This window comes from Enterobacter cloacae complex sp. FDA-CDC-AR_0132 (genome assembly GCF_003010695.1).
Lineage (GTDB): Bacteria > Pseudomonadota > Gammaproteobacteria > Enterobacterales > Enterobacteriaceae > Enterobacter > Enterobacter ludwigii.
In genome coordinates this window covers 2,110,396-2,122,651 of the sequence record NZ_CP027618.1, presented here as the reverse complement: position 1 = coordinate 2,122,651, position 12,256 = coordinate 2,110,396, and the positions used below count along the sequence as shown (strand labels likewise).

Genomic DNA, 12,256 nt, shown 5'->3' with positions numbered 1-12,256 from the left:
AGAGTATCGGCCGCTACCGGAAAATGTTTAGACTTTAAGCAAATTCAGCGTGTTATGGCTCTGTTACTGAAGTGTTTACACGGGTAACAGGCGAGCTTTGTCGGTTCTCCCAGAGCACCGTCAGGCCGCGCTGCAGGGCGATAAAAATAAACAACAGAATGCCAATGGCGATCTTGGTCCACCATGAACTGAGCGTGCCGTCAAAGTTGATATAGGTCTGGATCAGTCCCTGGATCGCCACGCCGAACAGCGTCCCCAGCACCGTGCCAACGCCGCCGCTGAGCAACGTGCCGCCAATCACCACCGAGGCGATGGCATCAAGTTCCACCCCGACCCCTGCCAGGGCATAACCCGCCTGGGTATAAATCGAGAAGACGATCCCCGCCAGCGTCGCCAGTCCGGTCGAGAGCATATAGATGCGGATTGTGGTGCTGCGGGTGGAGATCCCCATCAGGTTTGCCGAGGTGGCGCTGCCGCCAATGGCATAGACCTGATTACCAAACCGGGTACGGTGGGCAAGGAAGATCCCCACCACCACCACGCCCAGCATCAGCAACCCCATCGCGCTCAGACGACCGCCGCCGGGGATTTTCCACGCCAGGCTGGAGAGCGTGTCGTAGACAGGATGGTTAATCGGAATCGATTCTTCCGAGACCAGGTAGCTCACGCCGCGCAGGAAGAACATGCCGGCGAGGGTGATAATAAAAGCCGGAATTTTCAGCGCGTCGATCAAAAGCCCCATAAAGGCGCCAAACGCGCAGCCCATCACCAGCACCAGCGGGAAAGCCAGCAGCGGCGAGATCCCCCAGAAACCGATCGCTTTTGCGAGGAATACGCCCGTGAAAGCGATCACCGACCCAACCGAGAGATCGATCCCGCCGGAGAGGATCACAAAGGTCATGCCAACGGCGATAATGCCTAAAAAGGCGTTATCCGTCAGAATGTTGCAAATCACCCGGGTAGAGGCAAAGCCCGGGAATTGCGTCAGGCAGTAGAGATAACCCAGCACAAACACGCCCAGGGTGATCATTAACGGTAAATTACGTTTTATCATGGCCACGGATCCCTTTAATGATGCTGACAAAGCGCGGCGACTGGACGATCAGCACGCAGAGCACGACCACCGCTTTCACCACCTGGTTGAGTTCCGGCTGAAAACCGGAGAGCAGGATCCCGGTATTCATACCCTGAATAATCAGCGCGCCGATCACCGAGAGCAGCAGATTAAACCGCCCGCCCATCAGCGATCCGCCACCGATAACCACCGCCAGGATCGCATCCAGCTCCAGCCATAGCCCGGCGTTGTTGGCATCCGCACCACGGATGTCCGCCGCGACGATCACCCCGGCAATGGAGGCGCAAATGCCGCTCAGCACGTAGGTCAGCATAACCATCAGCCGTGTATTAACTCCGGCGTTTCGCGCCGCACGGATGTTAATCCCGACCGCTTCAATGAACATGCCCAGCGCCGTTTTACGGGTAAAGAGCCAGAACACGACTAATGTGACCAGCGCAATAACGATCGGCGTCGGGAAGAAGAACAGCTTACCGCTGCCAAGCCATGCCAGGCCGGGGGAGTTGAAGGTCACAATCTGACCCGAGGTGATAAGCTGTGCCACACCGCGTCCGGCCACCATCAGGATGAGAGTGGCAACAAACGGCTGAATTTTCAGGACCGCCACCAGAATGCCGTTCCATAATCCGGCCAGCACCCCAGTACCTAATGCAGCCAGCAGCACCACCGGCAGGCTGTGCCCGGCGACGGTCATGGACGCTGCCGTGGCGCCGGCGATGGCCATCACCGCACCGACGGAGAGGTCAATCCCGCCGGTGGCGATCACCAGCGTCATACCAATGGCCAGAAGCGCCACCGGGGCGGCGCGGTTTAAAATGTCTATCGGACTGCCAAACAGCCGGCCATCCTGCACGATAATCTGAAAGAAATGCGGGGCGACCAGGCTATCGATCAGCAGCACCAGCAGCAACGCGATAATTTGCGGCGTGCCGGTAGGCCAGGTGAAGCGGCGCCTGGTTGCACCGGTTTGCGGAAGCGAACGGGGCATCACGATTAACTCCTTACGCCGCGATGGCATTCATGATTGCCGGAACGGACAGTTTATCCAGCGGGATCTCTGCCACCTGCTTACGATCGCGCATGATGATGACGCGATCGGCATACCCCACCAGCTCTTCCAGCTCGGATGAGATAACCAGCAGCGCCAGACCGTCTGCACACAGCGTTTCGATAAGCCGGATAATTTCGGCATGCGCCCCGACGTCGATACCGCGCGTCGGTTCATCGAGGATCAGGAACTGGGGTTTAGTCAGCAGCCAGCGTGACAGCAATACCTTCTGCTGGTTGCCACCGGAGAGAAATTCAATGGGCTGTTCAGCGCTCGGCGTACGAATACCGAGCTGACGGATAAATCGCTCGGCTATGGCGTTTTGTTCTTTCCGCGGGATGGGGCGTAGCCATCCGCGCTGCGCCTGCAGAGCCAGAATGATATTTTCCCGCACCGAGGCGGCGGCAATTATGCCATCGGTTTTCCTGTCTTCCGGGCAGAAGCCCACGCCCAGGCAGGAGGCCTGATGCGGCGATCGCAGGGTCTGCGGTTTACCTTTGATCAGCGCGCTGCCGCTGTCCGCAGGTTTGATCCCGAAGATCACCTCGGCGGTTTCGGTGCGCCCGGAACCCAGCAGGCCCGCCAGCCCAACAATTTCACCGGGCCGCACGTCCAGATTAAAGGGCGAGATCACCCCTTTTTTGCCGAAATCGCTGAAGGCCGCGACCGGTTTCTCGCTGAGCAGCGTGCGGCCTGCGCGCTGAAGCGCGTTGGTTTCCAGCTCGCGGCCCAGCATCATTTTGACCAGTTCTATCTGCGGCAGCTCGCGGGTTTCGCGGCAGCCGACAAAGCTGCCGTTGCGCAGCACCGTGATGCGATCGCTGACCTCATACACCTGATCGAGGAAGTGGGTGACGAAGATCAGGCTTACTCCCTGATCGCGCAGCTGGCGCATCAGGGTAAAGAGCATTTCGACTTCCTGGGTATCCAGGCTCGCGGTGGGTTCATCAAGGATCAGCACTTTCGCGGAGAGATCGATCGCCCGGCAAATCGCGACAATTTGCTGCATCGCGACGGAAAAACGGTTCAGCGGTTCGCGAACGTCCAGGGAGAAGCCATAGGATTCCATCAGCCTGGTGGCCCGCGCTTCCATCTCTTTGCGTCGCAGCAGGCCGAAGCGTCTTGGCTCACGGCCGATAAACAGGTTATCCGCCACCGACATATTCGGCAGCAGGTTCACTTCCTGGTAAACCGTCCCAATCCCCAGCTGCTGCGCATGGGCGGTGTTTTTTGGCGAAATGGCGTTGCCTTCTAGCCAGATTGTGCCGCGATCGGCATGGTAAACGCCGGTAAGTGCCTTAATCAGCGTCGATTTTCCCGCACCGTTCTCTCCCAGCAGCGCCATAATCTCACCGCGTCGCAGGCTAAAATCAACGTTATCCAGCGCTTTTACACCGGGGAAAAACTTGCTTAAGCCCTCTGTGCGGAGGATTTCCTGGTGTTGTGTGTCGGTCATGTTTCCCCCTCACCCTCGCCCTCTCCTGGTTGGGAAGAGGGAAATGTTCATGCCAGTCTACCCGCCCTTGTACACCCTCTCCCCTCAGGGGAGAGGAGGGGGTAAGGGGCGAGAGAAAAGGCCTTAGTAGCCCATATTTTTCTTCTTCTCTAACTCTTCTTTCGCGGTGTCAGGCAGGTAGAGCGTCGATTTGGTGATCGTCACTTTTTCAGGCAGGGTGCCGTCTTTCTTGAATTTCTCCAGCGCATCGAATGCCGGGCCAGCCATGTTTGGCGTCAGCTCCACGCTGGCGTTCGCTTCGCCGTCCATCATCGCTTTATAGATATCCGGCACGCCATCGATAGAGCCAGTGAGGATATCTTTGCCCGGCTTCAGCCCCGCTTCTTTGATGGCCTGAATAGCCCCGATCACCATGTCATCGTTGTGGGCGTAAACCATGCAGATGTTCTTGCCGTTGTTTTCAGCCTTGATAAAGCTCTCCATGACCTCTTTACCTTTACTGCGGGTAAAGTCGCCGGACTGAGAGCGGATAATCTTAATGTTTGGCGCTTTGGCGATGGCTTCCGCGAAGCCTTTCTTACGATCGATGGCCACGCTCGCCCCGACGGTACCCTGCAACTCAACGACGTTACACGGCTTGCCGTCCACCTGTTTCACCAGCCAGTCACCAATTAATTGACCCTCGAGAACGTTGTTGGCGGTGACGGTGGTCATATAGAGAGATTTGTCTTTTACATCAATGGAACGATCGAGCAAAACAACCGGGATCTCAGCGTCTTTCGCTTCCTTCAGGACCGGCTCCCAGCCAGTGGCCACGACCGGCGCAATAAAGATGGCATCAACGCCCTGGGCGATAAATGACCGCACGGCTTTGATCTGGTTTTCCTGTTTTTGCTGCGCATCGGCGATTTTCAGGGTGATACCGCGTTTCTGGGCCTCGCTTTTCGCAACGTTGGTTTCTGCCGCTCGCCAGCCGGATTCAGAGCCGACCTGGGAAAAACCTACGGTTAAAGGGGCGGCCATCGCCATAGACGACATGGCTGCCGAAACTGCTGTGACAAGAAGTAAGCGCTTCCACATATGAACGTCCTCGTAGGGGTGTTTATTGTTGGTTAAAAGATGTTCTGCGAAATGACTATAGCCAATGAAATATGTAACGAATTGCGTTACATCACACTTCAGAAAAGTGAATAAAACGTTAATCACAAGTTTGTAATCGCTTTCATTTCACCATTAAAAAAGCGGCTGAGTTTATGGATTTTCCTGTCATGGAATCGGTCTGAAAAGTGGGGAGAACGTGGAGAGAAGACGAAAACAGGCGGAGACATTCAGCGCCAGTTGGCTATAATACCTGCCACTTGTTTACCATCCATTTTAAAGGACACAGACATGAGCTTACTCAACGTCCCTGCGGGTAAAGAACTGCCAGAAGACATCTACGTAGTTATCGAAATCCCGGCTAACGCAGATCCTATCAAATACGAAGTGGACAAAGAGAGCGGTGCGCTGTTTGTAGACCGTTTCATGTCTACCGCCATGTTCTACCCATGCAACTACGGTTACATCAACCACACCCTGTCTCTGGACGGTGACCCGGTTGACGTACTGGTTCCAACGCCATACCCACTGCAGCCAGGCGCAGTCATTCGCTGCCGTCCTGTTGGCGTGCTGAAAATGACCGACGAATCTGGTGAAGATGCGAAACTGGTTGCTGTTCCGCACACCAAACTGAGCAAAGAGTACGATCACATCAAAGATGTGAACGACCTGCCAGAACTGCTGAAAGCGCAGATCACTCACTTCTTCGAGCACTACAAAGACCTCGAAAAAGGCAAGTGGGTTAAAGTTGACGGCTGGGAAAACGCAGAAGCAGCGAAAGCGGAAATCATCTCCTCTTTCGAACGCGCTGCGAAGAAGTAATTCTTACCGCTGAATAATAAGGCCCCGCGAGTCGGGGCTTTTTTGTACCTTGCGTCTGACGCGATACTGGCACGCTAAATACGGTATAGCGGGTAACATCTCAAGGAACCAGCAGAATATATGAGCTTGTGACCCCAGGTTTTGTCCCCGGCAGAGCCGACCTGTTTGAAGAGCTTGCAGGGTATTATGAGAGTGATGACCTGATATTTACCGAGATAGGTCTTTGATATCATCTAACGCTATTAATAGCCTGCATTTGCCCTACACGCTGCGTTAAAACAATTACCGACGAATATGCCCGTTTCGTGTCTGCTTCAGGGCTGTATGAAGACAGGTGTATCTACCCTTTTTGTTGCAATGCACAGCGGGTAGAGTAAACGGCATACCCTGAGCTCAGGTGCTACTAATATCACCCATAGCTATTTTTTAATTGAGTTGCTGGTCAGCACACTCCTGACCGTCGCGATTGTGGGCGTTTTACATGCTACGTTTCTTTCTTCACAGCATAAAGATGGGCTACATAAAGGCGTTTGACTGTTACGGCAAAGACAGCAAATGGCAGTATCTCTGCATCATGACATTCCAGCTCGCCTGGTTTTTGTTTTATTTATGGATCCCCTACCGTAGCGATTATGCCATTTTGCTGTTTTTACTGTTTTTTATTCCCGTCATTTCAAGCAATACGCGGTGCATCAACTACTACGGCTTTTCACGCGCCCTGTGTCTGATATGGCTGGTTGCTCCGTACATCATGCTTTTCGTTCCGCTGTTTTTGACCCGACGCCGAAGCACAGAAGAGAGCTAAGCCCATAAAAAACAACGCCACCTGACGGTGGCGTTGTTTTTTTCAGTACTGGTCTCTGTCTAACCAGTTACCGCTTACAATCCGCTTTAACCCCTCGACCGGACGCTGGTAGACGTACATCCACGCACTTCCATACGGCGTCTGGATCAACTGGCGAGCGTATTCACCGCCCCTGGTGCGCAAGGCATCAAGTTCGGCAAGTGTAGCATTATCAATACGATAAACTTCACCCTGTACTGTTCCTTCCCCAGGAACCGCGCCTGGATAGTGGCCCAGGCTATACAACTGGTAGTTCTCGATATTGTAATTCCCCAGCAGCAGGGCATTGGTCATCCAGTGACTGTTGCCTTGCTTGGTTCGTAAACTGCCGTAGACAAATATTCGCATTGCTAAAACTCAAACTGATAGAGCAGATCAAGTGCCTGGTCTACTCCGGACACTGCTTCCAGATATAGCTTAGGCATAAGGCGATAGCGTAACGTGAGTGTTGCCAGTGAGTCAAAGATCCCCACGCCATATTTTACCTGCAGACCCGGCAGTACATAGCCACTGACCACCACTTGCGAGGAGTCACCCACGCCCTGGGTGTCCAGTGCCAGATTGCTTACGCCGAACGTCTCGCCGATTTTACCCACAACCTGCCCACTTTGTGCAACCCCCAGACCCACTAACATCGAGGTCATCGCTGCACTGTCGCTCTGGCCGCTCTCCAGTCCTTGCCCACGCAGCAGGTAAGACAAGGCTTCCTGTTGGGACATTGCCGGGTCGGAGAAGATCTCCGCCTTCGGCTCATCAGCAGAGCCGGTAACGCGAACACCCGCAATAACGTCGTTTTCGGTGGCTTCCGGGTTACGAATCGCTTCGATATTGAGCAGTGGCTGATCCGGTGGGCCGGAGAACAGCAGTTCACCTTTACGCACAATCAGATCCTGACCATAGGCATGGAAGCGCCCTTCAGGAATATTGATCTGACCGTTCAGACCCAGTCCCTGTTTGTCCTGCGCGACTTTCAGATCCCCCGTCAGTCTCGCCTTCAGCCCAAACGCATCCAGACGCACGTTATTGCCGACGTGAACGGTGAGATTACTGTTGATCGGAATACCGGCGCTCTTCTGCTCAACGGGTTTGAGATTTTCATTGAGCATGACTTCGTCACTGGAGACGCCCACCGCGCTCTCAGGCACCTCGTGCACCACGATGCGTGCCCACGGTACGTCCACGTTGCCGTCCAGCGTGAAGAGGCTTGGGGTGGCTTCAAAGACAATATCCGGGGATACGTCCAGACGTACCATCGGCGGTACGGTGATCCGCACCTTGCTGCCTTTGGCCGCAACACGGGCCCGCCAGTTATCAAGCTGGCTCCAGTCGGCATCGCCGCTGAGGTTGATTTGCCCCTGCTGGGTACGCACCACCCCGGCGAGGGTCGAGCTCATCCCATTGAAGTTCATCGCAATCTGGCTTGGCTGCATATCAAACGGCATAAAGTTGCCGTCGATATCCACGCCGTTAAGCTGCATCTGGCCAAACAGCTGCGGGCTTTGCGCATTGCCCGCCAGGCGCAGGTTCGCGCTGAGCATCCCCTCCGCTTTTTCTCCACGTGAGAAAATCGGGTTGGCCATCGCCAGGTTGAAGTTGCGGATATTAACGTTACCGGCGAGATTACGGCGTCCTTGCGGATCGGTAATCTGCACCTGCCCGTCAAACTGACCATTATTGGTCAGACGGATAAGCCACCCCAGCTCCGCGCGGTTGTTATGCAGATCGGCACTCAGGTTGAGGGTATCAAACGCCACCGGCAGCGGTGCGTCGTTCACTTCCTGTATCACCTTCACGTTACGACCAGAGAGCGTCACGCTCCCCTGCGGCAGCCCCTCTTTGGTCGTGTCCCACGCGACATCGGCTTTCCCGCTAAAGACGCCGCTGGCCTGAGTCGTGTCCGGCATAAACGGTTTTAGCATCGCCAGGTCGAAGCGATTAAGGTTGATCTGCGCACGCCCTTCAGCCCCCGCATCAATGGTCTGCGGCACGCACAGTTCCGCATTCGGGTTGGTCCAGCAGTGCGGTCCGATACTGATCTTTTGTTCGGCGTTGCGGTAGTCCAGCGCGATAGAGCGGGACAGCGCCAGCGGCCCTACCGGGGTGTTGAAGCGGGTATTGTCCAGCGTCCCTTTCCAGCGCGCCTGTTTGCGATCAAAGCTTCCGGTCAGATGAAGCTGACCGGATACCGGCTCGCCCTGCACCTTAAGCTGGAGATCGTGCTGTTTTTCGTTACCTTTGGCATCCAGAGTGACCAGATTAATGTTCACGTCGGGCTGAGAAATGCGCTCCACGCGCAGGTTCAGGTTACCGCCAATCTGATCGGTGGATTTCACATCCCCTTCGACGCGAACCCGCGCAACGGTCAGCGCCTGCCAGCGCAGGTTGCTGGCGGTGATATCGGCCAGCAGCTGCGGAGCCTCTACCGTGCCGCGCACCTTCACTAACCCTTTCGCCGTACCGCCCAACCCTGGCAGGGCGTTATCCAGATTTGGCGCATCAATGGTGGCATCGAGATTAAGATCTTTCACCCCCAGCTCGCCTTTGATATCCGCCGTGTTACGGCCCAGCGCCACGTGCAGACCCGGGATCACCCACTGCAGATAGCTGTTGCCCTTCAGCGAGCCTTCAACGTTGACCTTATTCTGCTTCACGTTACCGGTAAGCTTGATTTCCGGCACGTCCATCTGCCACGTACCGCCATACAGGCTGCCGCGGGTTTTGATCAGGCCGTCCAGTTTTGATGGCCAGTCTGGCACCTCTTTGGCCGTGTTGATCCCCGTCAGCTTCAGCTCGCCGCGCCAGCTGATCGCCTGCTGCCAGTCGAGCAGCGCGGTGAGTTCAGTTTTGCCTTCCAGCGCCGCGACGGTCAGTTTGTCGAGATTCACCTGCTGCTCGTTGCCTTTAGCATCCAGCGTAATCGTCGCTGGCGGAACACCTTGCCCCTTCACCGCCGTGCGGAACGACAGGGTGTAATCCGTCATTTTGCCGCTCAGCTTGAGCTTCAGGTCATCGGCCTGGAACTGTTTTTCGCCGGTGAACGGCCAGTAGAGCTGCTTACTGACAACCTCAAGGTTGAGCGGCAGCCCCGCTTCCGCCAGCTGCGTTTGCGCGCGCAGATCCATATCCACCGGGCCGGAGAGGTTAACGCCGACATCCAGTTTATCGCGCAGCGCCCCGCCCACTTTGACCTTCACTTTTTCGCCTTTCAGCGGGTCGATGTTGAGCGAACTGTTCAGGGTGATATCCACCGGCCAGTTGTCGCGCAGCAGGGCATTCCCTGACGCGTTAACCGAGCCCTGGTTGGTGTCGATATCCAGCGCGTCGAGTTTCATGTTGCCGTCGATGCTGCTGACTTTAAGCAGCATGTTGAAGACCGTCAGATCGGTATCGCCGGTGAGACGCAGCTGCTCGCCTTTAAACTCTTCGATATTCAGGTTCAGCGGCAGATGAACGTCCGTCATCTCCGGCAGCACAGGTTTAGAGAAGAGATCTTTCAGCGTTTCGCCCAGCGGTTTCTCTTCCGGCTGCGGGTTCTGGATCTTCGGCTCGACAATTTCTTCCTGCGCCACGTCCGCCACTTTCGGCAGCGCAATCAGCAGCCCCTGAAGGGAGGTTGGCGTCAGAGTGAGGTTTTTCTCCTGCCAGCGCAGGCCGGAGGTGAAATCCATGACGGAGACGGTGGTGTCGTCGATTTTGACATTGACGTTATCCAGCGCCACCCGATAGAGGGCAATCGGATACGGTGTGGAGAGATTCAGCGGGCCGCTATCCTCTTCCTCAACGGGTGCCGATTTCGGCATTTTCTTCGAATCTATCGCCACGTTCACGTCTTTCAGCGACAGATCGTTAACGCACAGCTTGCTGTCCCGCAGGCAGCCCAGCTTCACCGCGAGGTGAAATTCCCCCGCGTTTACCGCCACGCCAGGCTGCTCATAGCGGATGTTTTTCAGACGCAGATCGCGCCAGCCGCCTGTCACCTGGCCAATTTCCAGCCCGGGAACCCAGCGGTTAGCCGCGTTAAACAGCAGATGCAGGCCAGACGTCGTTCCGACCAGAAACGCCACCGTACCGAGCAGCAGTACGATAAAAATCAGCACCCCGAGGCTTATCTTCTTCCATAAACTCATAATTCAGGCCCCAGACCGATGTAAAACTGTAAACCGTGTTCTTCTTTATCACCCACCGGCACGGCGAAATCGAGCTTGATTGGCCCGACGGGAGACTGCCAGCGTACGCCCACGCCCGCGCCGGTTTTAAAGTCGCTGCGGCGGATATCGCTTACCGCTTCGCCGCCGTCGACAAACATCGCGCCCCACCATTTTCCGCTGACGTTGTACTGGTACTCCAGCGAGCCGGTAGCCAGCTTGGAGGCACCAATCAGCTTGCCGTCATCATCTTTCGGCGCGATGGATTTGTATTTGTAACCGCGAATACTGCGGTCGCCACCGGCGAAGAAGCGCAGATCCGGCGGAACTTTGTCGAAGTCGCCGGTTTCAATCCAGCCGAGGTTGCCGCGCATCACGAAGCGGTGTTTGTCATACAGCGTGCGGATCCAGACGTTTTGCGCCTGAATCACCGAGAAATCCACATCGGAACCCCACATGGTGTTGGAGTAATCGATGGAGTAACGCTGGGAATCGCCCCAGGTTGGCATCAGGCCGCCGCGCGAGCGGGTACGGCTGATCATCACCCCCGGGTAGAGCAGCATGGTGGTGTTGGTGACGTTGGCCTGGGTAAAGTGGTCCAGACTCCAGCGCAGGTTAATGGCGCGCTGCCAGCCGCTGGAGAGGTCCCAGTATCGCGATACCGCAAGCGTGGTGGAATCTGCCTCGGTATCGTTCAGGTCGGTACGCTTAAAACCGCCCTGAACGAGGTAATACTGTTCAAGCGGGTTTTTCAGCAACGGCATTTTGTAGCTGAAATCGAGCTGCTGTTCCGGCGCTGAGATACTGGCGCTGGTGGTCAGGCTGTGGCCGTATGAGTTCATCCACGGCTTTTTCCACGTGGCTTTCACGCGCGGACCGACGTCGGTCGAATAACCAACGCCAGTCTCAATGGTGTTCTCGGTGCGCGGCGAAACAACGCCATGCAGCGGCAACACCTTGGTTTTGCGCGATTTATCAAACTCCGGCGCGACAACCACCGAGTTAAACCACCCGGTGGCGGAGAGGCGGCGGTTCAGCTCCGCCAGATCACGCGACTGGTAGTAATCGCCCTTTTTGAAAGGCACGAGGTTTTGCAGATACTCTTCACGAATTTGTGAGCCTTCGAAGGTCACATCGCCGAAACGATAACGTTCGCCGCTGTCATAATCGATATCCCAGAAGGCCTGGTGCCTGTCGAGCGCAATGCCCAGCTGGCTTTTGTCGAACTGGCTGTCAAAGTACCCCTTACGCAGGGAAACGCTCGTCAGCTCTTTTTTGAAATGGTCGTAGTCACCGTGGTTCAGCACGGTACCGTTTTTCGGCCGCGTGCTGAGCAGATCCAGGTAATCCCGGTCCGTACGCGCGCCGCCGCGCAGAATGACGTTAGTGCCGCCGATCAACACCGGCTCACCCGGTGAAACGCGGGCAATAAGCACCTGCCGCCCCTTCTTTGGCGGCGGACGGAGATCGAAATCAATGGTGGGTTCGTAATAACCCAGCGCTTTCAGCCCTTCGCGGATCGCATCATCCACGCGCGCGCGAAAACGCCGGTCCGGCGTCACTTCGTCGCTCTCGATGGTCGACAGCTGCGCACGCACGTTTTTTTCCAGCGCCCCGGATAACCCCTCAACCTGCAAACGGACATTCGCCGCGCTGGCAACCCCGCTTGTCAGCAATAAACTGACCAAACATAACTGGCGGATTTTTGTCACGTTTTCTCCTGAATATCCCTTTTTCCACCCTGGAAGCAAATGAAGTGCCGCTCCGC

9 protein-coding genes are annotated in these 12,256 nt (G+C 56.0%); 2 read left to right on the top strand and 7 right to left on the bottom strand.

Annotated features, from left to right (window positions below):
• Positions 1–52: 52 nt before the first annotated feature.
• The 4 genes from yjfF to ytfQ all read right to left on the bottom strand — a co-directional run bounded on the left by yjfF (position 53) and on the right by ytfQ (position 4,659).
• Positions 53–1,054, bottom strand: coding sequence for a galactofuranose ABC transporter, permease protein YjfF (yjfF, locus tag AM379_RS10280; protein WP_020882909.1), 1,002 nt, complete (start codon positions 1,052–1,054; stop codon positions 53–55).
• On the bottom strand, positions 1,041–2,066 hold the full coding sequence (ytfT, locus tag AM379_RS10275; protein WP_106503672.1) for a galactofuranose ABC transporter, ATP-binding protein YtfT: 1,026 nt from the start codon (positions 2,064–2,066) through the stop codon (positions 1,041–1,043). The genes yjfF and ytfT overlap by 14 nt, the downstream gene beginning before the upstream one ends.
• 10 nt (positions 2,067–2,076) lie before the next feature.
• Positions 2,077–3,579, bottom strand: a complete 1,503-nt coding sequence (gene ytfR / locus AM379_RS10270; protein ID WP_032681853.1) for a galactofuranose ABC transporter, ATP-binding protein YtfR — start codon at positions 3,577–3,579, stop codon at positions 2,077–2,079.
• A 123-nt stretch (positions 3,580–3,702) separates the two neighbouring features.
• Positions 3,703–4,659: a galactofuranose ABC transporter substrate-binding protein YtfQ gene (gene ytfQ / locus AM379_RS10265; RefSeq protein WP_020882912.1), complete on the bottom strand. Its 957-nt coding sequence runs from the start codon at positions 4,657–4,659 to the stop codon at positions 3,703–3,705.
• A gap of 309 nt (positions 4,660–4,968) precedes the next feature.
• On the opposite strand from ytfQ, the gene ppa reads away from it, so the two are divergent.
• Both ppa and AM379_RS10250 read left to right on the top strand, forming a co-directional pair.
• Positions 4,969–5,499, top strand: coding sequence for an inorganic diphosphatase (gene ppa, locus AM379_RS10255; protein WP_020882913.1), 531 nt, complete (start codon positions 4,969–4,971; stop codon positions 5,497–5,499).
• Between the two features lie 511 nt (positions 5,500–6,010).
• Positions 6,011–6,304 (top strand): hypothetical protein, encoded by a 294-nt coding sequence (locus AM379_RS10250; RefSeq protein WP_032669643.1) that lies wholly within the window; start codon positions 6,011–6,013, stop codon positions 6,302–6,304.
• Between the two features lie 42 nt (positions 6,305–6,346).
• On the opposite strand, the gene AM379_RS10245 is transcribed toward AM379_RS10250, so the two are convergent.
• The 3 genes from AM379_RS10245 to tamA are packed head-to-tail and all read right to left on the bottom strand — an operon-like array spanning position 6,347 to position 12,200.
• A complete protein-coding gene (locus tag AM379_RS10245; RefSeq protein ID WP_014168360.1) occupies positions 6,347–6,691 on the bottom strand; it encodes a gamma-glutamylcyclotransferase family protein in 345 nt (114 codons plus the stop codon).
• Between the two features lie 2 nt (positions 6,692–6,693).
• Positions 6,694–10,470 carry an autotransporter assembly complex protein TamB gene (tamB, locus tag AM379_RS10240; RefSeq protein ID WP_106503671.1) on the bottom strand — a complete coding sequence of 1,259 codons (3,777 nt, stop codon included), beginning with the start codon at positions 10,468–10,470 and terminating at the stop codon, positions 6,694–6,696.
• A complete protein-coding gene (gene tamA, locus AM379_RS10235; RefSeq protein ID WP_020882918.1) occupies positions 10,467–12,200 on the bottom strand; it encodes an autotransporter assembly complex protein TamA in 1,734 nt (577 codons plus the stop codon). The genes tamB and tamA overlap by 4 nt, the downstream gene beginning before the upstream one ends.
• Positions 12,201–12,256 lie beyond the last annotated feature (56 nt).